The following is a 21139-nucleotide window of genomic DNA, read 5'->3' as shown; positions in this document are numbered from 1 at the left end:
CTCCGGCCGCGATCTTCCTGAGCGGGGAGACGCCGGCGTCGCCCAGGAGGCGGCGCCGGCGTTTTCACATCAGCCGGCGACGGCGTCCGGCGCGTGCTTGCCGCGCTTCACCATCAGCTTGTTGAGCGCGTTCACATAGGCGCGCACGCTCGCCACCATCGTGTCGTGATGCGCGCCGGTGCCGCGCGTGGTGCGGCCATCCTCCGCGAGCACGACCGAGACTTCGGCCTGCGCGTCCGTACCTCCGGTGACGGCGTGGACCTCATAGCGGTCCATCACCGACTTCTCATGCGGCACCAGTTCGCGGATCGCGTTGAAGAGCGCGTCGACCGGGCCGTTGCCGCGGGTCGCGGCGGTCCTGTCGATGCCGTCGATCTCCAGCGTGATGATCGCGCGCGCCGGGCCGGTGCCGCAATGGATCTCCACATCCTTCACCTGGATATGGTCGTGCCCGCGCAGCACCTCGTCGTCGACGAGCGCGATGATGTCCTCGTCGAACACCGCCTTCTTGGCATCGGCCAGCGCCTTGAAGCGGATGAAGGCGTCCTGGAAGCCGTTGTCGCCCAGTTCATAGCCGAGCTGCTCCAGCTTCGAGCGGAACGCCGCGCGGCCGGAGTGCTTGCCCATCACGAGGTTGGACGTCGCGACGCCGACACTCTCCGGCGTCATGATCTCGTAGGTGGACGAATCCTTCAGCATCCCGTCCTGATGGATGCCGCTCTCGTGCGCGAAGGCGTTGGCGCCGACGATCGCCTTGTTGGGCTGGACCTGAAAGCCCGTCACCGCCGAGACAAGGCGGCTCGACCGGGTGATCTCAGTCGAGACGACGTTGGTGCGGAAGGGCATCACGTCGTGGCGGACCTTGATGGCCATCGCGATCTCTTCGACCGCGGCGTTGCCGGCGCGCTCGCCGATGCCGTTGATGGTCGATTCCACCTGACGCGCGCCGCCCATCACCGCCGCCAGCGTGTTGGCGACGGCGAGGCCGAGATCGTTGTGGCAGTGCGTCGAGAAGATCGCCTTGTCCGCGTTCGGCACGCGCTCGATCATGTCGCGGAACATCGCGCCGTACGTCTCGGGCGTGGCGTAACCCACCGTGTCGGGCAGGTTGATCGTGGTGGCGCCGGCCTTGATCGCGATCTCGATGGCGTGGGCCAGAAAGTCCGGGTCGGAGCGGGTGGCGTCCTCCGCCGACCATTCGACATCCTCGCAGAGATTGCGCGCGCGGCTGACCGAACGCTCGATCGCGGCGAGCACTTCCTCGGGCGACTTGTTGAGCTTCACCTTCATGTGCAGCGGCGAGGTCGCGATGAAGGTGTGGATGCGCGGGCGGCGGGCGTGCCGCACGGCCTCGCCGGCGCGATCGATGTCGGCGTCCGCCGCGCGGGCGAGGCTGGCGATCACGGCGCGGTCGGCGTGCTTGGCGACCTCGCGGACGGCCTCGAAATCGCCTTCCGAGGCGATGGCGAAGCCGGCCTCGATGATGTCGACGCCCATCGCTTCGAGCTGGGATGCTACCTTCAGCTTCTCTTCGAGGTTCATCGAGCAGCCGGGCGATTGTTCGCCGTCGCGCAGGGTGGTGTCGAAAATCAGGATCGTATCGGTCATGTCTGCCACTCCGGACGCCTCGCTGGAGGCGTTGCCTTCTTCGTCTGCCCGTTCTGCCGGGCGGCGATGATCCCCTTAGGCGGCGGCGCGGGCAGCTTCGGCCCACGCGGAAACGACGCGCCTAAGGGCGCGTAAGTCGAAGCAGAAGGAGGCGGGTGGCCGCGATCATGCGCCCCAACTGACCTATGAGGCCGGGGCTGTCCAGCAATTTCTCGGTGGAAATGTCGACCGATCGGCTTTTTCCTGTCGCGATGGCGCGCCACCGCGACAGGAAATAACATCTGTTACTGCTGCTCGAAGGCGGCGGCGATGGTCAGCTCGACATGATCGGACACCAGCGGCACGCCCTTGCCCAGCCCGTAGGAGCTGCGGCTGAGCGCAAGGCGGCCGTCGAAGCCGATCGCCGTGCCCTTGCCCATCATGCTCTTGCCGGCCCCATGGAAGCGCGCCTGGATGGTGGCGGGGTGGGTCTGTCCGTGGAGCGTGAGGTTGCCATCGATCAGCGCCATGTTGTTCGGGCCGGGCGTGATCTTGGTCGAGACGAAGGTGGCGGTCGGGAACTGCGCGGCGTCGAACCAGTCGGGTTCGACGAGTTCCTTGTTGAGCGCCGGGCTGGTCGTGAAGATCGAGGCGATCGGCACGGTGACGGAGAGCTTGGCGTCGGTCACCCGCGCGGGATTGAGGCTGAGCGTCCCCGAGACGCCCGAGAAGAAGCCCCGGAACACCGAGAAGCCGAGGTGATCGAGTGCGAACATCACCTGCGTGTGGTTCGGTTCGATCGCATAATTGCCCGCGACGATGCGGGCGGTATCGGGCGAGCCCGGAGGTGCCTTGGGCATCTGGGCGGGGGCTTGGGCTGCGGCCGGTGCGGCGGCGATCAGCAGGGAGAGGAGAACGGGCGAGACACGCATGATGCAACTCCGAAAGACGGAACGGGCGCGACGCTGGCGCGCCGGCCCGTTCCTGTCAAACCGGAGGCGGGAAAGGGGGCTTAGTTGCGCTCCTTGTCCACCAGCTTGCCCGCGCCGATCCACGGCATCATCGCGCGCAGCTTGGTGCCGACCTGCTCGATCGGATGCTCGGCGGCGAGCTTGCGGCTGGCCTTCAGCTCCGGCTGGCCGGCGCGGTTGTCGAGCACGAAGTTCTTCACGAAGCGGCCGCCCTGGATGTCGGCGAGGACGCGCTTCATCTCGGCCTTGGTCTCATCGGTGATGATGCGCGGGCCAGTGGTGATGTCGCCATATTCGGCGGTGTTGCTGATCGAATAGCGCATGTTGGCGATGCCGCCCTCATACATCAGGTCGACGATCAGCTTCACCTCGTGAAGACACTCGAAATAGGCCATTTCCGGCGCGTAGCCGGCCTCGACCAGCGTCTCGAAGCCGGCCTGGATCAGATGGGTCAGGCCGCCGCAGAGCACCGCCTGCTCGCCGAACAGATCGGTTTCGCACTCTTCCTTGAAGGTCGTCTCGATGATGCCCGAGCGACCGCCGCCGACCGCGCTCGCATAGGAGAGCGCGACGTCATGCGCGTTGCCCGACGCGTCCTGCGCCACCGCGATGAGGCAGGGAACGCCGCCGCCGCGCACATATTCGGAGCGCACGGTGTGGCCGGGGCCCTTGGGCGCGATCATGAACACGTCGATGCCGGGCTTGGCCTCGATCAGGTTGAAGTGGATGTTGAGGCCGTGCGCGAAGGCGAGCGCGGCGCCGTCGCGGATATGATCCTTGATGTCGGCGTCCCAGATCGCGGCCTGATGCTCGTCGGGGGCGAGGATCATGACGATGTCGGCCCAGGCGGCGGCATCCTTGGTCGCCATCACGCGGAAGCCCGCACCTTCCGCCTTCTTGGCCGAGGCCGAGCCGGGACGAAGCGCGATCACGACTTCGCCGACGCCCGAATCCCGGAGGTTCTGGGCATGGGCATGGCCCTGGCTGCCATAGCCGACGATGGCGACCTTCTTGGTCTTGATCAGGCCGGTGTCAGCATCGGAATCGTAATAGACGCGCATCAATCTTCCCTTTCGTGATCAGGGCCATGGCAGCGTTTGCTGACATCCGGTGAGGCATCCGATGCCTTCACCAAATCCCGGTCCGGGATGGCGAAATAGGTGGCTTAAGCTGTCAGGCGGCCTCTCGTCCGCGGGCGATGGCGGCGACGCCGGTGCGGGCTACCTCTACGAGGCCCACTTCCCGCATCAGCTCGCAGAATTTGTCGATTTTATCCGGGTTTCCCGTGACTTCGAAGACGAAGCTCGAAATCGTCGAGTCTACCACGCGGGCGCGATAGACCTCGGCCAGCCGCAGCGCCTCGATGCGATGATCCCCCGTGCCGGCGACCTTCACCAGCGCCAGCTCGCGCTCGACATGGGGGCCGAGATCGGTGAGGTCGGTCACGCGGTGGACGGGCACAAGGCGGTCGAGCTGCGCCATGATCTGGTCGATCACCTCCGGAGGACCGTAAGTGACGATCGTGATCCGGCTGACCTTATGGTCCTCGGTGATGTCCGCGACGGTGAGGCTGGCGATGTTGTAGCCGCGCGCGGTGAACATGCCCGCGATCCGCGCGAGGATGCCCGCCTCATTGTCGACGACGATCGACAGCGTGTGCCGCTCGGCGGCTTCTTCCTTGATATGCATGGAATTCACTGTCCTTCGGGGGCCAGCAGGACGTTGCCCACCATGCCGAAATGCCAATAGGTCCGCCCATCCTCGTCGCGACGCGGGTAGCAGATGTTGATCGCGGTGAATCCGAACCCTTCCAGCAGCTTGGAGACGGTTTCTCCGGCGTAGCGGGAGGATATCTTCACCTTGTCGAACTCCTCCTCGCCGACCACGGCGGGGCGATCGAGATGGACCACCCAGTCCGAGAAGGCCGGGCTCGCCTGTGCGGTCCATCCGAGCAGGTCGCTCCCGCCGCCGTTCAGGCGCGCGAAGTCGAAGGGCTCGGCGACATGGATCATCAGGCGCGTGCGCGGCATCAGACGAGGGCCTTCGCCTCGTCGCTCGCTTCGCCGGTCACTTCCTCCGAATGGAGGAGCATGTCGGTATGTGCTGCGCCGCTCGGGATCATCGGGAAGCAGTTCACCAATTGCGCCACGCGGCAGTCGACCATCACGGGGCCGTTGGTGTCAAGCATCCGGGCGATGCCGTCATCCAGGTCGCCGGGCTTCTCGATGCGCAGGCCCGTCCAGCCATAGGCTTCGGCCAGCTTCACGAAATCGGGCAGCGCCTCCGAATAGCTCTCCGAATAGCGGGACGAGTAGGTCAGCTCCTGCCACTGGCGGACCATGCCCATATACTGGTTGTTGAGGATGAAGATCTTGACCGGCAGGCGATACTGCGCCGCCGTCGACATCTCCTGGATGTTCATCAGGATCGAGGCTTCGCCCGCGATGTCGATCACCAGCCGGTCCGGCGCGCCGAGTTGCGCCCCGATCGCGGCGGGCAGACCGTAGCCCATCGTGCCGAGGCCACCCGAGGTCAGCCAGCGGTTCGGCCGCTCGAAGTGGAAATGCTGGGCTGCCCACATCTGATGCTGGCCGACTTCGGTGGTGATGATCGGGTCGCGATGGTGCGACAGCTCCCACAGGCGGCGGATCGCCTGTTGCGGCATGATCTCATGGTCGGATGCCGGGAAGGCCAGCGACTTGCGCGCGCGCCAGCCGTCGATCCGCGACCACCATTCGGTGAGATCGACGCGCTGATGGCCGCGGGCGTTCCACACCGCGATCATGTCGGCCATGGCCTGGCCGACGTCGCCCACGATCGGGAGGTCGACCCGGACATTCTTGTTGATCGACGAGCGATCGATATCGACGTGGATTTTCTTGGATTCAGGCGAGAAGGCATCCAGCCGCCCGGTGACGCGATCGTCGAAGCGGGCGCCGAGGCAGACGATCAGGTCGGCCTTGTTCATCGCCATATTGGCTTCGTAGGTGCCGTGCATGCCCAGCATCCCAAGCCACGCCCCGTCGCTTGCCGGGAAGGCGCCGAGGCCCATCAGCGTCGAGGTGACGGGCGCGCCGGTCATCGCCTGCAAGGTGCGCAGCGCTTGGGAGGCCTCCGGGCCGGCATTGATGATGCCGCCGCCGGTGTAGAGGATCGGCCGCTCGGCCGCCGCCAGCATCTCGACCGCCGTTTCGATCGCCGTCGGCTCGGGCTTCACCTGCGGACGATAGGTCTGGTGCTGGAGCGGGGCGGTCGGCGCCGTGTAGGTCGCGCTGGCGATCTGGACGTCCTTGGGGAGGTCGATCACGACCGGGCCGGGGCGGCCCGAGGTCGCGATATGGAACGCCTCATGGACGACCGCGCCGAGCTTGGCCGGGTCCTTCACCAGATAATTATGCTTGGTGCAGTGGCGCGTGATGCCGACCGTGTCCGCTTCCTGGAAGGCGTCCGTGCCGATCAGATGCGTCGGGACCTGTCCGGTGATGACGACGATCGGGATCGAATCCAGCAGCGCATCGGCCAGCCCGGTGACCACGTTGGTCGCGCCCGGACCGGACGTGACCAGAACGACGCCCGGCTTGCCGGTGGAGCGGGCATAGCCCTCCGCCGCATGCGCTGCGCCGCCTTCCTGACGGACGAGCACATGGCGAATCTTCTTCTGCTTGAAGATCGCGTCATAGATCGGAAGCACCGCGCCGCCCGGATAGCCGAACACGACCTCGACCCCGAGGTCGGTCAGTGCCTCAACCAGGATGTCCGCGCCGCTCTTCTCACTCGCCATCACACTAGCCCTTCAACGTCCCATGCTCTGAGGGTGGCCGGGAGCGGCGGAGCTAAAGGTAACAAACTAGCGTGTCAACCCATCAACAAGAAATGATGTTGCTATATTGATGCCTGAAGAGTCATAAAATTGTCGTTCTCGCTTCCATTCTGCCGGAGGCTGGTGCCGGAACCAGGTGCGCTGGCGCTTGGCATACTGGCGGCTGGCGGCCTGCGCGCGGCCGATCATGGCGTTCCGGTCCATTCCGCCTGCCAGCCATGCGGCGATCTCGGGCACGCCGATGGCGCGCATCGCGGGGAGGGCGGGATCGAGATGGCGGGCGATGAGCGCCTCCACTTCCTCGACCGCGCCGTCCTCCAGCATCGCGACGAAGCGCGCGTTGATGCGGGCGGCGAGCCAGTCGCTGTCCGGCACGAGGAGCAGGGGCGAGAGACGGACCGTATCGCCGATGCCGCCGCTCTTCTCCTGCTGCCAGTCGGCGAGCGGCCGGCCGGTCGAACGCACCACCTCCAGCGCGCGGGCGACGCGGGTGGTGTCGCTGGGGCGCAGGCGTTCGGCGGCGGATGCGTCCTCGCGGGAGAGGGCGACATGGGCGTCGGCCACGTCGAGCGCGCGAACCTCGGCGCGGACGGTCGGATCGATGTCGGGCACCGGTGCGATGCCGTCGAGCAGCGTGCGGATGTAGAGCCCCGTTCCGCCGACGAGGATCGGCGTGCCCCCGCTGGCATGGACTTCCGCGATGGCGGCCTTCGCTTCCTCGGCCCAGAGCGCGACATTGTGGGCCACGCCCGCATCGACATGGCCGAACAGGCGGTGCGGCGCACGGGCTTCCTCCTCGGCGGGGGGGCGGGCGGTGACGACGCGCAGGTCGCGATAGACCTGGCTGGCGTCGGCGTTGACGATGGTGCCGCCGATCCGTTCGGCGAGCGCGAGCGCGAGCGCGCTCTTGCCGCTCGCGGTCGGCCCTGCGATGAGCGCCAGCGGCGGCAGGTCAGAAGGAGACTTCATGTTCACGGCGACGCTGATAGCAGCGGGCGCGCTTCAGCGCGGCGATATTTCGAAGGCGCGTGATGCGCTGGACGGCGCAGGCGTCGTTCCGGGCGACTGGGCATGGCTCGACGAGGGCGACGCGGCGGACATCGCCTTCACCGGTGATCCGGTCGCGGCGCGGGCGGCGCTGGAGGGGCTCGGCCCCGACGTCGTGGTCCAGCCGAGCCAGGCGCGCGCCAAGAAGCTGCTCGTCGCCGACATGGATTCGACGATGATCACCATCGAGTGCATCGACGAACTGGCCGACTATGCCGGCATCAAGGCCGAGATCGCGGCCGTCACCGAAGCGGCGATGCGGGGCGAGCTGGACTTCGGCGAGGCACTCGACGCCCGCGTGGCGCTACTCAAGAATCTCGACGCAGCGGCGATCGATCGCTGTCGTCTGGAGCGGGTGAAGATCATGCCGGGCGCTGTGGCGCTCATCCGCACGATGAAGGCGCATGGCGCGCGCAGCGTGCTCGTCTCGGGCGGCTTCACGGTGTTCGCGGAGCCGGTGGCGGCGGAGATCGGCTTCGACGTGGCGATCGCCAACCGGCTGGGCATCCTCGACGGCCGGCTGGATGGACTCGTCGCGCGCCCGATCGTCGATGCGGCGACCAAGCTCGCCACGATCGAGGCGGAGCGCGCGGCGCTCGGCCTCGATGTCGCCGCGACCATGGCGGTGGGCGATGGCGCGAACGACATTCCCATGATCCGGGCGGCAGGCCTCGGCGTCGCCTATCATGCCAAGCCGAAGACAGCCGCCGCCGCCGCCGCGCGGATCGACAAGGGAGACCTGACGGCGCTGCTCTGGGCGCAAGGCTATCCCCGCGCCCGCTGGGTGGAAGCCTAGGGAGCGATCGCGAAGCAGGCGGCTCCGGCGGCGCGCGCGGCGGCGCACGCCTGCTCGGTGGCCGCGCGATCGGCCAGCGGGCCGACGCGGAGGCGCGTGAGGGCGCCTGCCTTCTCGTAGCTGGGAGAAAGCCTGCGCAGGCTGGCCGCCTTGTCGTGAAGGCCGGCCCATGCCGCTTTCGCGCCGGCTTCCGAACCATAAGCGCCGAGTTGCACCTGCCAGCGGCCCCCGATGGATGCGGGCAGTGCCGGAACGGCGGGTCTCGGCGCGGGATGCGGCGGTGGACTCGGCCGGGCAAGCGTCGGTGTGGAGCGCGCTACGAGAGCGGGCGTCGGCGGCGTGTCGAGGCTCGAAGAGGCCAGCCCTTGTGTCGGCAGGCTCGTGATGAGGCTCCGATTGATCGGCGGGAGCGGCAGGCTGGCGATCTGCTGCGCCATGCCGATGCCCTTGCGGCGCTCGTCCTCGCTGATCGTCTCGTCGATGATGGCGAGGTTGGTGGTCGCCTGCGGGAGCCCGGCCGCCGCCGCGCGGGACATCAGCGCATAGGCCTTGGGCCAGTTGCGCGGCACGAAGTCGCCGTTGAAGAGCGCGGTCGCGTAGACATATTGCGCGCGCGGATCGCCCGCCTCGCTGGCCTGCATGATCCACGGCATGGCGGCGGCGCACTGGTTGTTCTGGAAGAGGAGCAGCCCGTAATTGGCCGCGCTCTCGGCATGGCCCGCCTTCGCACCCTGCCGGAACAGCTCCCGCGCCTTGGCCAGATCGGCCGGCACGCCGCGCCCGAGCTTATAGGCCTGCCCGAGGTCGAATGCCGCATCCGCGTCTCCGGCCTTCGCCAGCGGCTGCCAGACCGCCACGGCATCGGTGAACCGCCCATGCTGCCAGGCGTCCACGCCGTCCTTGACGCTCGCTGCTGCTGCCGGCGTGCCGATCGAGAGGGCCAGCATCACGGCCGCCGGGGTTCGCATGATCTTCGGTCTCCAGCCGGTCTGCCTTGCCCCAACGCTGTGGATCACGGGGCGTTAAGGATGGGTATGCGGCCTCATACCGGGCGTTAACCCCTTTTTAGCAGCCGGCGTGGGACTTTAGAGCATTATCCCATCGTCGAAGGGCTGAGCATGCGCGTTCTCGCATTGGCATCGCAAAAGGGCGGATCGGGCAAGACCACGCTCTCCGGCCATCTCGCCGTCCAGGCGCAGCTTGCCGGCGCCGGCCCCGTCGTCCTCATCGACATCGATCCGCAGGGTTCGCTCGCCGACTGGTGGAACGAGCGAGAAGCCGAGATGCCCGCCTTCGCCCAGACGACGGTGGCGCGCCTCTCGGCCGATCTCGAAGTGCTGCGCCAGCAGGGCTTCAAGCTCGCGATCATCGATACGCCCCCCGCGATCACCATGGCGATCCAGAGCGTCATCCAGGTCGCCGAGCTGATCGTCATCCCCACGCGCCCCAGCCCGCACGATCTGCGTGCCGTCGGCGCCACGGTCGATCTCTGCGAGCGTTCGGGCAAGCCGCTCCTGTTCATCGTCAACGCCGCCACGCCCAAGGCGCGGATCACGCAGGAGGCCGCGATCGCGCTCTCCCAGCATGGCACTGTCGCACCGATCACCGTGCACCACCGCACCGATTTCGCCGCTTCGATGATCGACGGCCGCACCGTGATGGAGGTCGACCCCAAGGGGCGTTCGGCCGCCGAGATCGTGCAGCTCTGGGCCTATGTCTCCGATCGTCTCGAAAAGAATTTCCGTCGGACGGTGTTCGCCACGCCCGGCGTCGGCATGGCCGCTGTCGCGCCGCGTTCCACCGGTGGCTTCGGCCGCCGCGTGATTGGCCAGTAAGGATTATCGGGATGCGCGAGAACAAAGCTTTCGCTTCGCTCACTTCGGGCCTTCTGGCGCGCAAGGGGCAGGCTCGCCCGGCGATGCGCCCGCAGGGCTTCGGTCAGGGTGTCTCGACCGAGGATCTCGGCTGGAACGACATGGGCTATGATGCGCCGCGCAACACTGGCCCGCGTCTGCCGGTGAGCCTCTCAGGCCCGTCGGCTACGCCGCGCGCGGCCAATGTCGAGGTGCCCGAGGTGGTTCGCCAGCAGGAGGAGATCGCGCGCGAGTTCGCCGAGCCCGCTCCGGAGCCGCTGGCGAAGACGCCGCCGGCCCGCCGCGCGCCGCGTGCCGTCAAGATGGCTCCCGTTGCGAAGATCGATCGGGCGACCGGTCGCAAGGCGGCTTTCACGTTGCGTCTCGATGCCGAACGTCATCTCCGGCTGCGTCTTGCCTGCGCGGTCGAGAACCGGTCGGCGCAGCAGCTCGTCACCGCCGCGCTGGATCGGCTGCTCGACGATCTGCCGGAGGTCGCGCGGATGGCGGCGAGCCTTCCCCACACCGGCGCTGACGCCACCGCGGCGCGACAGGACTGAGCGGACGAGGATTTGATGAACCGCAAGATGCTCAGCCGGATCGCGGCGACGTCGCTGATGCTCGGCATCGCCACCGTCGGCTGCGCGCCGACCGCGCAGATGGCCCACCCGACCGCGCTGGCTGATGCCGGCGGGGCGGACACTGCCTCGCGCGCGGCGGCGAAGGCGCGTGCCGCGCTGGCCGCGCATAAGGGGTCGGCCGCCGTCGATGCCGCCGAGAAGGCCGTGGCCGCACAGCCCGGCGATGCGTCTTACCGGATGCTGCTCGGCCAGTCCTATCTGGCGGCTGGCCGCTTCGCCTCGGCGGCGACGAGCTTCCGCGATTCGCTCTCGCTGTCGCCCGATCAGCCCAAGGCGCGCTTCGATCTCGCGCTGGCGATGATCGCGCAGGGCAATGGTCCGGAGGCGCTCGCCATGCTGCGCGGGCTCGATGGCGGTGTGTCGGGCACCGATCTTGGCCTCGCGCTCGCCATGGCCGGAGATCGGGAGAGCGGCATCCGCGTGCTGACCGACGTGGTGCGCGGCGGCAAGTCCGACGCGCGGACGCGGCAGAACCTCGCGCTGGCGCTGGCGCTGGCCGGGCGCTGGGCGGAATCGCGCGCCATGGCGATGCAGGATACCTCGCCCGATCGCCTCAGCGCGCAGATCGCCGGCTGGGCGGAGCTGGCGAAGCCGCAGACCGGCGCGCCGCAGCAGGTCGCCGCGATGCTGGGCGTCGAGCCCGCGTCGGACCCCGGCCTGCCGACCGAGCTGGCGCTCGCCACGCCCGCGCCGGCCGAGAAGCCCGTCGCGCTGGCGGTCGCCGCACCCGCTCCGGAGGCCGCGCCGGCGCCGACCCCCGTGGCCATGGCGGGTTCCGCCGGGATCACGATGCCGGCCGTTTCCCATCTCGCGCCGAATCCGGTGACGGTGCCGTTTGTCGACCTGACCCCGGCCAATCTCCACGCCGATGCCCCGGCCGCGACCGCCGTGCTGGTGGCGCAGCAGTCCACCAAGGAGGCGATGCCCGCACCGCCGCCGTTGCTGCGCGCGCGCCCGATGCTGGTCCGACAGGTCGTCTCCGTGCCGGCGCCGGCCCGCGCTCTTCGGAGCGGCGGCTATGTCGTGCAGCTCGGCGCCTATTCCAAGGCGGCGACGATGCAGGCGGCGTGGGAGCGGGCATCGCGCCTGATGCCCAAGCTCGCCGGTTATGAGCCGACCCGCGCCGAGTTCAGCTTCGCGGGCGGATCGCTGGTTCGCCTCTCCGTCTCGGGCTTCGCCAACCGTGGCGACGCAGTGCAGCTCTGCGAGCATATCCATGCGCGCGGCGGCCAGTGCTTCGTGCGCCAGGTGGCGGGGGATTCGCCGCTCCAGTGGACGCGACGCGACCAGCGCGTGCAGATCGCCTCGCGCTGATCCGACAAGGAAGCGTCGAGGGCGGTCAGCCTAGCGGCTGGCCGCCCTTGATCGTCTTCAGCACCCGGCCCTGCACGGGGAGACCGTCGAATGGGGTGTTGCCGGCCCGGCCCGCCAGCGCCTCCGCCGAGATCTTCCAAGGCATGTCCTCATCGACGAGGATGAGGTCGGCGGGAGCGCCGGGCGTGATCCGGCCGGCGTCGAGCCCGAACAGACGCGCCGGTGCGGTCGAGACCAGCTCGAACAGGCGGGGCAGGCTGACCACCCCGTCCTTCACCAGCGTCAGCGAGAGGGTGAGCAGCGTCTCCGCGCCCGCCATGCCCGGTTCGGCCGAGGCATAGGGGAGGCGCTTCGCCTCCGGTCCGCGCGGATCGTGGGCGGAGCAGAGTAGGTCCACCGTCCCGTCGCGCACGGCTTCGATCGACGCCTTGCGGTCGTCCTCCGAGCGAAGCGGGGGGGACAGGCGCGCGAAGGTGCGGAACGGACCGATCCCCTGATCCGAGAGCAGCAGATGCGCGGGCGTGACCCCGCACGTCACCCTGACGCCGCGCCGCTTGGCCGCGCGGACGAGATCGAACGCCCGCGCCGTCGAGAGCTGGCGGAAGTGGAGACGGGCGCCCGTCTCTTCGGCGAGCGCGATGTCGCGAGCGACCGCCATGGCTTCCGCGATCGCCGGGGCAGAGGGGAGGCCGAGGCGGCTCGCCATCTCGCCGTCGGTGGCGGCCGCGCCCTTGGTGAGGCCATCATCCTCGGCGTGGGTCATGACGATCAGATCGAAAGCCGAAGCATAGGCGAGAAGGCGATACATCAGCCCGGAATCGGCGATCCAGCCCCGCCCGGTCGACACCGCAACGGCGCCGGCGCGCTGCATCAGGCCGATCTCGGCCATCTCGCGCCCTTCGAGCCCGCGCGTCGCGGCGGCGATGGGCACGATCGAGACGGCATCGCTCGGGAAGGAGGCTGCCTGTCGGATCAGCGCCGGATTGTCGAGCGGGGGCGACTGGTCGGGCATCAGCAGGCTGGTCGTGATGCCACCCGCCGTCGCCGCCGCCGGATCGATCGCGAACGCGCCGACGTCGATAATGCCCGGCGCGATCAGCGCGCCCTTGGCGTCCGCCACCACGTCCGATCGGCGGAAGAGGCCATGCTCGATGTCGCCATAGGCCTCGATCACGCCGTTGCGGATCAGCATCCCGCCTTCGGTGATCGTGCCCGCGACCGGATCGACGATCCGGCCGTTGCGGATCGCGAGCGTGCCCTTTTCGGTCTGGCTCATGCCCAGCCCTCCACGCCGCGTCGCGCGCGGGTCAGCACGTCGAGGCAGGCCATGCGGACGGCGACGCCCATCTCGACCTGCTCGGTGATGGCCGAGCGCTCGAAGTCGTCGGCGATGTCGCTGGTGATTTCGATGCCGCGGTTCATGGGCCCCGGATGCATGACAAGGGCGCCCGGTGCCGCGCGGCCGAGCCGCTCGCGGGTGAGCCCGTAGAAATGATGATATTCGCGGGGCGAGGGGACGAACGCCCCGTCCATCCGCTCGAGCTGGAGGCGGAGCATCATCACCACCTCGGCGCCCTCAAGAGCGGCATCGAAATCGGTGTAGGGGATCGCGCCCATCCGCTCGATCGCGGAGGGCAGCAGCGTCGGCGGCGCGACCACGCGGACTTCCGCGCCGAGCGTGCCGAGCAGGATGATGTTCGAGCGCGCAACCCGGCTGTGCAGCACATCACCGCAGATCACCACGACCGTGCCGTTGATCCGCCCCACGCGGCGGCGGATGGTGAGCGCGTCGAGCAGCGCCTGCGTCGGATGCTCGTGGCGGCCGTCACCGGCGTTGAGGACGGGGCAGTCCACCTTGTCGGCGATCAGGCCGACAGCGCCGCTGGCGTCATGGCGGATCACGATCACGTCCGGCCGCATCGCGTTCAGCGTCACGGCGGTGTCGATCAGCGTCTCGCCCTTCTTCACGCTCGATTGCGCGGCGTGCATGTTGACCACGTCGGCGCCGAGGCGCTTGCCGGCGATCTCGAAGCTCAGCAGCGTGCGCGTCGAGTTCTCGAAGAAAGCGTTGATCTGGGTGAGGCCCGCCAGCCGGCTGTCATGCTTGCTGGTGTTGCGGTTGAGCGCGATCCACTGCTCGGCCTCGTCGAGGAGGAAGCCGATTTCCCAAGGCTGGAGTCCGGCGATGCCGGTCAGATGGCGATGGGGAAAGGGATGCACGCCGTCGGGAAGAGCGAATTCGGTGGGCGCGTCGGACATGAACATGCGCTCTAGTCGCGCCGTCCGAACGTGACAAGCTAGACCCCGGCCATGGCGTCGATCGCGCCTTGGAGGATGTAGGCGGCGGCCATCTTGTCGACCACCTCGGCGCGGCGCGCGCGGGAGGTGTCGGCGTCGAGCAGCGTGCGCGTGACGGCGGCGGTGGACCAGCGCTCGTCCCAGAGCAGGATCGGCAGCTCCAGCGGAGCGAGATTGCGGGCGAAGGCGCGGACGGCCTGCGTGCGGGGGCTGTCGGTGCCGTCCATGTTGAGCGGCAGGCCGAGCACGAGGCCGCGAATCGTCTGCGTCTGGACGTGCTGGCGCAGCACCGCGAGGTCGACGCTGAACTTCACGCGGCGGATCGTCTCGGCGGGGGTGGCGATGGTCCACATCGCGTCGCAGAAGGCGAGGCCGATCGTCTTGGTGCCGACGTCGAGGCCGGCGAGCCGTCCGCCTTCGGGAAGTTGGTCGCGATAGTCGAGGGCGGAGGCGGTGATCATCGAGCGGGATTAGGGGCGGGAGGCCGTATTCGCAAGGACGGGTGCTTGATGCCGGGCGGGGTGGGTGCTAGCCGCCAAGTGTGTAGGAAATACACACTCTCATCACCGCCACAAAGGTTCCCATGTCCGTCGACCTGGCCACAGTCCGAAAGATCGCCGGCCTCGCCCGCATCGCCACGAGCGAGGCGGAAGCCGAGGCGCTGGTGCCCGAGCTCAACAATATCCTCGGCTGGATCGAGCAACTCGGCGAGGTCGATACCGACGGCGTCGAGCCGCTCGCCGCCGTCATCCCCAACCATCTGCGCCTGCGCGACGACGTCGTGACCGACGGCGGCATCCGCGATGCCGTCCTCAAGAACGCGCCCCAGGCCGAACACGGCTTCTTCGCCGTGCCGAAGGTGATCGAATAATGACTGACCTCACTGATCTCGGCATCGCCGCCATCCGCGACGGCGTGGCCGCCGGCACTTTCTCCGCGCGCGAAGTGGCGGACAGCTTCATCGCCTCCGTCGAGCAGGGCCGTGCGCTGAACGCCTGGCTCGTCGAGACGCCCGAGCACGCCATCGCCGCCGCCGAGGCCGCCGACCGCGCCCGCACGCAGGGCGAGCTGCTGCCGCTCTCGGGCGTGCCGCTCGGCATCAAGGATCTGTTCGCGACCAAGGGCGTCGAGACGACGGCCGCGAGCGCCATCCTCAAGGGCTTCAAGCCGGAATATGAGTCGACGATCACGTCGAAGCTGTTCGGTGCGGGCGCGGGCATGCTGGGCAAGCTCAACATGGACCAGTTCGCCATGGGTTCGTCCAACGAGACCTCTGCGTTCGGCAACGTGATCTCGCCGTGGCGACGCAACGACGGCGGCAATGCCGCGCTTGCGCCGGGTGGTTCATCGGGTGGTTCGTCGACGGCGGTGGCCGCGCGGATGGCTCCGGGCGTCACCGGCACCGACACCGGCGGCTCGATCCGCCAGCCGGCCGCTTTCACCGGCATCTCGGGCATCAAGCCGACCTATGGCCGCTGCTCGCGCTGGGGCGTGGTGGCGTTCGCTTCCTCGCTCGATCAGGCCGGGCCGATGGCGCGCGACGTGCGCGACTGCGCGATCATGCTCGAAGCGATGTCGGGCTTCGATCCCAAGGATGCCACCTCGCTCGATCTCGACGTCCCTCAGTGGGAAAAGGGATTATCGGGCGATCTCAAGGGCAAGCGGATCGGCATTCCCAAGGAGTATCGGGTCGACAACATGCCCCCCGAGATCGAGGCGCTGTGGCAGCAGGGCATCCAGTTCGTGAAGGACGCGGGCGCCGAGATCGTCGAGGTCTCGCTGCCGCACACCAAGTACGCGCTGCCGACCTACTACATCATCGCGCCGGCGGAGGCCTCCTCCAACCTCGCGCGCTATGACGGCGTGCGCTACGGCCTGCGCGATCTGCCCGAGGGTGCGAACCTTCAGGAGATGTACGCCGCCACCCGCGCCGACGGCTTCGGTGCCGAGGTGAAGCGCCGCATCATGATCGGCACCTATGTGCTCTCGGCGGGCTTCTACGACGCCTATTACACCAAGGCGCAGAAGGTCCGCGCGCTGATCGCCCGCGACTTCGACCAGGCCTGGGAGAAGTGCGACCTGCTGCTCACCCCGACGGCGCCGTCCGCGGCGTTTGCGCTGGGCGAGAAGTCGGCCGATCCGATCGCCATGTATCTGAACGACGTCTTCACCGTGCCGTCGTCGCTCGCGGGTCTGCCCGCGATGTCGGTCCCGGCCGGGCTCGACGCGCAGGGGTTGCCGCTGGGTCTCCAGATCATCGGCAAGGCTTTGGACGAACAGGGCGTTTTGAACGCCAGCCTCGCGATCGAGGAACGGGCCGGCTTCACCGCTCGCCCGGGAAAGTGGTGGTAAGATGAGCAGCTATCGCATCCAGGGCGGCACCGGCGAGTGGGAGGTCGTGATCGGCCTCGAAGTACACGCGCAGGTCACGTCGGAATCCAAGCTCTTCTCCGGCGCGGCGACCGCGTTCGGGGCCGAGCCCAACACGCAGGTCAGCCTCATCGACGCGGCCATGCCCGGCATGTTGCCCGTGCCGAATAAGGAGTGCATCCGCCAGGCGGTGCGCACCGGCATGGCGATCAATGCCGAGATCAACAAATGGTCGCGGTTCGATCGCAAGAATTATTTCTACGCCGATCTGCCGCAGGGCTATCAGATTTCGCAGCTTTATCATCCGCTTGTGGGTGAAGGTTCGATCGAGATCGAGCCCGAGGGTGCCGAACCCAAGGTGATCGGCATCGAGCGCATCCATGTCGAGCAGGACGCCGGCAAGCTGATGCACGATCAGCACCCGACGCGCTCCTATGTCGACCTCAATCGCTCGGGCGTGGCGCTGATGGAGATCGTGTCGCGGCCGGACATGCGTTCGCCCGCGGAAGCAGGGGCTTACGTCAAGAAGCTGCGATCGATCCTACGCTATGTCGGCTCGTGCGACGGCAATATGGAGCAGGGCTCCATGCGCGCCGACGTCAACGTGTCGGTCCGCAAGCCCGGCGAGCCTTTCGGCACGCGCACCGAGACGAAGAACGTCAACTCGATCCGCTTCGTGATGGCGGCCATCGAGTTCGAGGCGCGCCGTCAGGTCGATCTGATCGAGGATGGCGGCACCGTCGTGCAGGAAACCCGCCTGTTCGATCCGGACAAGGGCGTCACCCGCTCGATGCGCTCGAAGGAAGACGCGCACGATTACCGCTACTTCCCGGACCCGGACCTGCTCCCGCTGGAGCTGGACGATGCGTTCCTCGAGGAAGCGCGCGCCTCGCTGCCGGAACTGCCGGACGCCAAGCGCAAGCGCTACGAGGAGGTGCTCGGCATCTCGGCCTACAACGCCGACGTGCTGACCGCCGACGTCGAGACGGCGCGCTGGTTCGAGGCGATGCTGGCCGAGGGTGCGCAGCCCAAGGCGGCGTCCAACTGGGTGATGTCCGAGCTGTTCGGCGCGCTCAACCGTCTCGGGAAGACGATCACCGAGAGCCCGGTCAGCCCGAAGCAGGCGGCCGAGCTGGTTGGCCTCGTTCAGGACGGCACGCTGTCGGGCAGCCTCGCCAAGCAGGTGTTCGAGGTGATGCTCGAAACCGGGCAGGATGCCGGCGTGATCGTCGAGGAGCGTGGCCTCAAGCAGACCAGCGACACCGGCGCGATCGAGGCGGAAATCGCCAAGGTGATGGAGGCCAACCCCGACAAGGTGGCCGAATATCGCAGCGGCAAGGACAAGCTGTTCGGCTTCTTCGTCGGCCAGACGATGCGCGCGATGGCGGGCAAGGCCAATCCGGCGGTCGTCAACGATCTGCTGAAGAAGGCGCTCGACGCCTGACGGATGCTCCGCTCCCCGGCCATCATCGCCGGGGAGCGGATGTTCCTTAGAAGCTGACCCCGAAGGTCAGCGCCATCGCGAAATCGTGACTTTCTCCCGGCGCGAGCGTCACGACGCCTGGCTTGTCCGCGAACTCTCCGGTGAAACTCTCGTCATCGGCATGGCCATGCCACGGCTCGACGCAGAGATAGCCGGCGCCCGGCTTGGTCCAGAGCCCCAGCATCGGCATCGCCGCGAAATCGACCCGCACGCCGGGCTTGTCCGGCACACCGAACCACAGGCCACGGCTGTTCGGCCGGTCGAGCACCAGCGCATCCGCGTCGAACAGCGAATCCCGGAGCGGGAGTTCGTCCGCATGGATCGGCGTCGGCGCGGCTGGGCCGAGCAGGCCGCCCGCCACCACCGTACGGATCGGTTCGGGCTCTTCCGCATCGAACCGGATGATATGCTCGCCGCGCGACAGCGACCCCGTGCCGGGAAGCGGCCAGCGCAGTGCCGGATGGAAGCCGACCCCCACCGGCATCGGCGCACCGCCCCGATTGGTGACGCTCACCACGGTTTCCAGCGTCGCCCCATCGAGCCGATGCGCGATGTCGAGGCGGAAGGCGAAGGGATAATGCTCTCGGCTCTCGGCGTCGTCGTCCAGCCGGAACGTCGCGGCATGGGCTAACTGTTCGACGAGCGCGAACGTCCTCCGCCGCGCGAAACCGTGCTGCGCCATCGGATATTCGCGTCCCGAGAAGCGCGCCATCCCGCCGGTCAGCGCCCCGACGGTAGGGAAAAGGATCGGCGCCCGGCCTGTCCACCAGCGCTCGTCGCCGTCCCACAACCACTCGCCGCCCTGTTGGTCGGTGACCGATTGCAGCTCGGCGCCGAGCGGCGAGACGGTCACGGTGAGGTCAGGCGAGGCGAGGGTGACGAGATCGCTCATATCGGCCTTCATGCCATTCTCGCGATGTGGTTCCTAGATTGCGATGGGGCTTCTTTCGCGCCATCAACGCGCTAAGAGGGGCTTGTGCGCGCCGTACGCCTTGCCCTTGGCGGCACGGCTGTTATAGACGCGCGCCGACCAGCGACTGCACGCGGGCGTGGCGGAATTGGTAGACGCGCTGGATTTAGGTTCCAGTATCGCAAGATGTGGGGGTTCGAGTCCCTTCGCCCGCACCAGCTCCCGCCCGCGGACTGGCGCAGTTGAAACGAGATTCCTGAAAAGAAGGCTGACCATGCAGACTGTCGAGACGTTGAACGAGGGGCTGAAGCGCGCTTACAAGCTCACGATCCCGGCCAAGGACATCGCCGCCCGCGTCGACGAGCAGGTGAAGCTGGCCGCCCCGCAGATGCGTATGCCCGGCTTCCGTCCCGGCAAGGTGCCGGCCAACATCGTCAAGAAGATGCATGGCCCCGCGCTGCACCAGGACGCGCTGAACAGCGCCGTGCAGGAAGGCATCCAGCAGCTCCTCGTCGAGCAGAAGCTCCGCCCGGCGACGCAGCCGGCCGTCGAGCTGGGCGAAGGCTATGAAGAGGGCAAGGACGCAGAGCTCGGCATCAGCCTCGAAGTGCTGCCGGACGTGCCGGCCCCCGCGATCGACGCCCTGAAGCTGGAGCGCCTGACGGTCGCCGCGGTCGCCGCCGAGATCGACGAGCAGGTGTCGCGTATCGCCGCCCAGTCCAAGCGCCATGACGCCGCCCCGGAAGGCCACCCGGCCGTCGAGGGCGATCTGGTCGTCATGGACTATAAGGGCACCGTCGACGGCGTCGCCTTCGAGGGCGGCACCGGCGAGGGCATGTCGGTCGAGCTGGGCTCGGGCCGCCTGATCCCGGGTTTCGAGGAGCAGCTCGAGGGCGTGAAGGTCGGCGAGAGCCGTGAGTTGAACGTGACCTTCCCGAAGGACTATCCGGCCAAGAACCTCGCCGGCAAGGACGCCGTGTTCGCCGTCACCGTCACCGAAGTGAAGGTTCCGGCCGAAACCGTGATCGACGACGAGTTCGCCAAGCAGCTCGGCCTTCAGGGCCTCGACCAGCTCAAGGAGCTGATCAAGGGCCAGATCGATCAGGAGCTGAACGGCCTGACCCGCACCCACATGAAGCGCAAGCTGCTCGACCAGCTCGCCGAGGGTCATGACTTCCCGGTTCCGCCGTCGATGGTCGAGGCCGAGTTCTCGCAGATCTGGGCGCAGCTCGAGCATGAGGCGACGCACGAGGCCGACGTCGAGGCCGCCAAGGCCGAGCTGGAGAAGGATCGCGACGACTATAAGGCGATCGCGGAGCGTCGCGTCCGTCTCGGCCTGCTCCTGTCGGAGATCGGCCAGGCGAACGGCATCGAGGTCACCCAGGCCGAGATGCAGCGCCTGATCGCGCAGGCCGCCGCCCAGTATCAGCCGAAGGACCGCGAGCGCTTCGCCCAGTACGTCCAGCAGGATGCGATGGCCGCTGCCCAGCTCCGCGCGCCACTCTATGAGGACAAGGTCGTCGACTTCCTGTTCTCGAAGGCCGAGATCAGCGATCGTGAAGTGACCCGCGAGGAGCTGGAAGCCGCGATCGAGGCCGACGACGGCTTCGTGTCGGGCACGCACGTCCACAACCACGATCACGACCATGATCACCACCATCATGACCACGACCATGGCCATGACCACGACCACGATCATGAGGCTCCCAAACCGAAGGCGAAGAAGCCGGCCGCCAAGAAGGCCGCCGCTCCGGCCGAGGAAGAGGTGAAGGCCGAGGAACCCGCCAAGAAGCCGGCCGCGAAGAAGGCTCCGGCCAAGAAGGCCGCTGCCGCCGCCGACGAGGGCGCGGCCGCCGAGCCCGCCAGGAAGCCGGCTGCCAAGAAGGCTCCGGCCAAGAAGAAGGCGGCCGACGCCGAGTAAGGAGATCGGCTCCGTCCGGCCAGCCCGGGCGGAGCGGTTCTTCCCTGCGGGCATGATCCGCAGCGCATGGCTCCCTGCATATCAGGGGGCCATGTCTGTTTTCGGGGTATCGGGCTTGTTGCGCAGCC

The 21139-nt window shown here is 68.0% G+C and carries 20 protein-coding genes and 1 tRNA gene; 9 read left to right on the top strand and 12 right to left on the bottom strand.

Going from position 1 to position 21139, the window contains the following annotated elements:
* Positions 1 to 69: 69 nt before the first annotated feature.
* From ST3T6A_RS0113520 to miaA, 7 genes are all read right to left on the bottom strand, one after another.
* Positions 70 to 1608 (bottom strand): 2-isopropylmalate synthase, encoded by a 1539-nt coding sequence (locus ST3T6A_RS0113520; RefSeq protein WP_019833473.1) that lies wholly within the window; start codon positions 1606 to 1608, stop codon positions 70 to 72.
* 284 nt (positions 1609 to 1892) lie between these two features.
* Entirely contained in the window at positions 1893 to 2519 is a 627-nt protein-coding gene (locus tag ST3T6A_RS0113515) for a YceI family protein (RefSeq protein WP_019833472.1), read from the bottom strand.
* Positions 2520 to 2599: 80 nt separating this feature from the next.
* Positions 2600 to 3619: a ketol-acid reductoisomerase gene (gene ilvC / locus ST3T6A_RS0113510; protein WP_019833471.1), complete on the bottom strand. Its 1020-nt coding sequence runs from the start codon at positions 3617 to 3619 to the stop codon at positions 2600 to 2602.
* A 112-nt stretch (positions 3620 to 3731) separates the two neighbouring features.
* On the bottom strand, positions 3732 to 4247 hold the full coding sequence (ilvN, locus tag ST3T6A_RS0113505; protein ID WP_019833470.1) for an acetolactate synthase small subunit: 516 nt from the start codon (positions 4245 to 4247) through the stop codon (positions 3732 to 3734).
* A 5-nt stretch (positions 4248 to 4252) separates the two neighbouring features.
* Positions 4253 to 4588, bottom strand: a complete 336-nt coding sequence (locus ST3T6A_RS20190) for a hypothetical protein (RefSeq protein WP_019833469.1) — start codon at positions 4586 to 4588, stop codon at positions 4253 to 4255.
* Positions 4588 to 6339 carry an acetolactate synthase 3 large subunit gene (locus ST3T6A_RS0113495; protein ID WP_019833468.1) on the bottom strand — a complete coding sequence of 584 codons (1752 nt, stop codon included), beginning with the start codon at positions 6337 to 6339 and terminating at the stop codon, positions 4588 to 4590. The genes ST3T6A_RS20190 and ST3T6A_RS0113495 overlap by 1 nt, the downstream gene beginning before the upstream one ends.
* Before the next feature lie 66 nt (positions 6340 to 6405).
* Complete coding sequence (gene miaA, locus ST3T6A_RS0113490; protein WP_019833467.1) at positions 6406 to 7347, bottom strand: tRNA (adenosine(37)-N6)-dimethylallyltransferase MiaA; 942 nt, start codon at positions 7345 to 7347, stop codon at positions 6406 to 6408.
* Here miaA and serB point away from each other — a divergent pair.
* Positions 7346 to 8221, top strand: coding sequence for a phosphoserine phosphatase SerB (serB, locus tag ST3T6A_RS0113485; protein WP_019833466.1), 876 nt, complete (start codon positions 7346 to 7348; stop codon positions 8219 to 8221). The two genes, miaA and serB, sit on opposite strands and share 2 nt — an antisense overlap.
* Here serB and ST3T6A_RS0113480 read toward each other — a convergent pair.
* The gene (locus ST3T6A_RS0113480; RefSeq protein WP_019833465.1) at positions 8218 to 9189 is read right to left on the bottom strand and encodes an SPOR domain-containing protein; all 972 of its coding nucleotides are present in this window, start codon (positions 9187 to 9189) and stop codon (positions 8218 to 8220) included. The genes serB and ST3T6A_RS0113480 overlap by 4 nt on opposite strands.
* A 150-nt stretch (positions 9190 to 9339) precedes the next feature.
* On the opposite strand from ST3T6A_RS0113480, the gene ST3T6A_RS0113475 reads away from it, so the two are divergent.
* Genes ST3T6A_RS0113475 through ST3T6A_RS0113465 form a run of 3 tightly spaced genes read left to right on the top strand, consistent with a single transcriptional unit; the run spans position 9340 to position 12029 of the window.
* Positions 9340 to 10056: a ParA family protein gene (locus ST3T6A_RS0113475; protein WP_019833464.1), complete on the top strand. Its 717-nt coding sequence runs from the start codon at positions 9340 to 9342 to the stop codon at positions 10054 to 10056.
* A gap of 11 nt (positions 10057 to 10067) precedes the next feature.
* On the top strand, positions 10068 to 10634 hold the full coding sequence (locus tag ST3T6A_RS0113470; RefSeq protein WP_019833463.1) for a hypothetical protein: 567 nt from the start codon (positions 10068 to 10070) through the stop codon (positions 10632 to 10634).
* 15 nt (positions 10635 to 10649) lie between these two features.
* The gene (locus ST3T6A_RS0113465) at positions 10650 to 12029 is read left to right on the top strand and encodes an SPOR domain-containing protein (protein ID WP_019833462.1); all 1380 of its coding nucleotides are present in this window, start codon (positions 10650 to 10652) and stop codon (positions 12027 to 12029) included.
* A gap of 25 nt (positions 12030 to 12054) precedes the next feature.
* On the opposite strand, the gene ST3T6A_RS0113460 is transcribed toward ST3T6A_RS0113465, so the two are convergent.
* Genes ST3T6A_RS0113460 through ruvX form a run of 3 tightly spaced genes read right to left on the bottom strand, consistent with a single transcriptional unit; the run spans position 12055 to position 14788 of the window.
* A complete protein-coding gene (locus ST3T6A_RS0113460; RefSeq protein WP_019833461.1) occupies positions 12055 to 13305 on the bottom strand; it encodes a dihydroorotase in 1251 nt (416 codons plus the stop codon).
* Entirely contained in the window at positions 13302 to 14294 is a 993-nt protein-coding gene (locus ST3T6A_RS0113455) for an aspartate carbamoyltransferase catalytic subunit (RefSeq protein ID WP_019833460.1), read from the bottom strand. The genes ST3T6A_RS0113460 and ST3T6A_RS0113455 overlap by 4 nt, the downstream gene beginning before the upstream one ends.
* Before the next feature lie 32 nt (positions 14295 to 14326).
* Positions 14327 to 14788 (bottom strand): Holliday junction resolvase RuvX, encoded by a 462-nt coding sequence (ruvX, locus tag ST3T6A_RS0113450; protein WP_019833459.1) that lies wholly within the window; start codon positions 14786 to 14788, stop codon positions 14327 to 14329.
* A gap of 122 nt (positions 14789 to 14910) precedes the next feature.
* Here ruvX and gatC point away from each other — a divergent pair, with 122 nt between their 5' ends.
* From gatC to gatB, 3 genes are read left to right on the top strand one after another with little or no spacing between them, the layout of a single operon-like run.
* Positions 14911 to 15198: an Asp-tRNA(Asn)/Glu-tRNA(Gln) amidotransferase subunit GatC gene (gatC, locus tag ST3T6A_RS0113445; RefSeq protein WP_019833458.1), complete on the top strand. Its 288-nt coding sequence runs from the start codon at positions 14911 to 14913 to the stop codon at positions 15196 to 15198.
* Complete coding sequence (gatA, locus tag ST3T6A_RS0113440) at positions 15198 to 16679, top strand: Asp-tRNA(Asn)/Glu-tRNA(Gln) amidotransferase subunit GatA (protein WP_019833457.1); 1482 nt, start codon at positions 15198 to 15200, stop codon at positions 16677 to 16679. Before gatC ends, gatA begins: the two co-directional genes overlap by 1 nt.
* Before the next feature lies 1 nt (position 16680).
* Entirely contained in the window at positions 16681 to 18141 is a 1461-nt protein-coding gene (gatB, locus tag ST3T6A_RS0113435) for an Asp-tRNA(Asn)/Glu-tRNA(Gln) amidotransferase subunit GatB (RefSeq protein WP_019833456.1), read from the top strand.
* A 46-nt stretch (positions 18142 to 18187) separates the two neighbouring features.
* On the opposite strand, the gene ST3T6A_RS0113430 is transcribed toward gatB, so the two are convergent.
* Complete coding sequence (locus tag ST3T6A_RS0113430; RefSeq protein ID WP_019833455.1) at positions 18188 to 19084, bottom strand: aldose 1-epimerase family protein; 897 nt, start codon at positions 19082 to 19084, stop codon at positions 18188 to 18190.
* Positions 19085 to 19223: 139 nt separating this feature from the next.
* Here ST3T6A_RS0113430 and ST3T6A_RS0113425 point away from each other — a divergent pair.
* Both ST3T6A_RS0113425 and tig read left to right on the top strand, forming a co-directional pair.
* Positions 19224 to 19308, top strand: a tRNA-Leu gene (locus tag ST3T6A_RS0113425).
* Between the two features lie 56 nt (positions 19309 to 19364).
* Positions 19365 to 21011: a trigger factor gene (gene tig, locus ST3T6A_RS0113420; protein ID WP_019833454.1), complete on the top strand. Its 1647-nt coding sequence runs from the start codon at positions 19365 to 19367 to the stop codon at positions 21009 to 21011.
* Positions 21012 to 21139: the final 128 nt, after the last annotated feature.

Origin of the sequence: Sphingomonas sp. PR090111-T3T-6A, from assembly GCF_000383095.1 — a bacterium.
In the GTDB taxonomy this organism is placed as follows: Bacteria; Pseudomonadota; Alphaproteobacteria; order Sphingomonadales; family Sphingomonadaceae; genus Solisphingomonas.
Note: the sequence above shows the minus strand (reverse complement) of the source record. Positions and strands in the feature narration are given on the sequence as shown.

Coding starts and splice junctions, on each gene's coding strand:
- ST3T6A_RS0113520 (WP_019833473.1), bottom strand. CDS start 1,608: ATGACCGATACGATCCTGATTTTCGACACCACCCTGCGCGACGGCGAA.
- ST3T6A_RS0113515 (WP_019833472.1), bottom strand. CDS start 2,519: ATGCGTGTCTCGCCCGTTCTCCTCTCCCTGCTGATCGCCGCCGCACCG.
- ilvC (WP_019833471.1), bottom strand. CDS start 3,619: ATGCGCGTCTATTACGATTCCGATGCTGACACCGGCCTGATCAAGACC.
- ilvN (WP_019833470.1), bottom strand. CDS start 4,247: ATGCATATCAAGGAAGAAGCCGCCGAGCGGCACACGCTGTCGATCGTC.
- ST3T6A_RS20190 (WP_019833469.1), bottom strand. CDS start 4,588: ATGCCGCGCACGCGCCTGATGATCCATGTCGCCGAGCCCTTCGACTTC.
- ST3T6A_RS0113495 (WP_019833468.1), bottom strand. CDS start 6,339: ATGGCGAGTGAGAAGAGCGGCGCGGACATCCTGGTTGAGGCACTGACC.
- serB (WP_019833466.1), top strand. CDS start 7,346: ATGTTCACGGCGACGCTGATAGCAGCGGGCGCGCTTCAGCGCGGCGAT.
- miaA (WP_019833467.1), bottom strand. CDS start 7,347: ATGAAGTCTCCTTCTGACCTGCCGCCGCTGGCGCTCATCGCAGGGCCG.
- ST3T6A_RS0113480 (WP_019833465.1), bottom strand. CDS start 9,189: ATGCGAACCCCGGCGGCCGTGATGCTGGCCCTCTCGATCGGCACGCCG.
- ST3T6A_RS0113475 (WP_019833464.1), top strand. CDS start 9,340: ATGCGCGTTCTCGCATTGGCATCGCAAAAGGGCGGATCGGGCAAGACC.
- ST3T6A_RS0113470 (WP_019833463.1), top strand. CDS start 10,068: ATGCGCGAGAACAAAGCTTTCGCTTCGCTCACTTCGGGCCTTCTGGCG.
- ST3T6A_RS0113465 (WP_019833462.1), top strand. CDS start 10,650: ATGAACCGCAAGATGCTCAGCCGGATCGCGGCGACGTCGCTGATGCTC.
- ST3T6A_RS0113460 (WP_019833461.1), bottom strand. CDS start 13,305: ATGAGCCAGACCGAAAAGGGCACGCTCGCGATCCGCAACGGCCGGATC.
- ST3T6A_RS0113455 (WP_019833460.1), bottom strand. CDS start 14,294: ATGTTCATGTCCGACGCGCCCACCGAATTCGCTCTTCCCGACGGCGTG.
- ruvX (WP_019833459.1), bottom strand. CDS start 14,788: ATGATCACCGCCTCCGCCCTCGACTATCGCGACCAACTTCCCGAAGGC.
- gatC (WP_019833458.1), top strand. CDS start 14,911: ATGTCCGTCGACCTGGCCACAGTCCGAAAGATCGCCGGCCTCGCCCGC.
- gatA (WP_019833457.1), top strand. CDS start 15,198: ATGACTGACCTCACTGATCTCGGCATCGCCGCCATCCGCGACGGCGTG.
- gatB (WP_019833456.1), top strand. CDS start 16,681: ATGAGCAGCTATCGCATCCAGGGCGGCACCGGCGAGTGGGAGGTCGTG.
- ST3T6A_RS0113430 (WP_019833455.1), bottom strand. CDS start 19,084: ATGAAGGCCGATATGAGCGATCTCGTCACCCTCGCCTCGCCTGACCTC.
- tig (WP_019833454.1), top strand. CDS start 19,365: ATGCAGACTGTCGAGACGTTGAACGAGGGGCTGAAGCGCGCTTACAAG.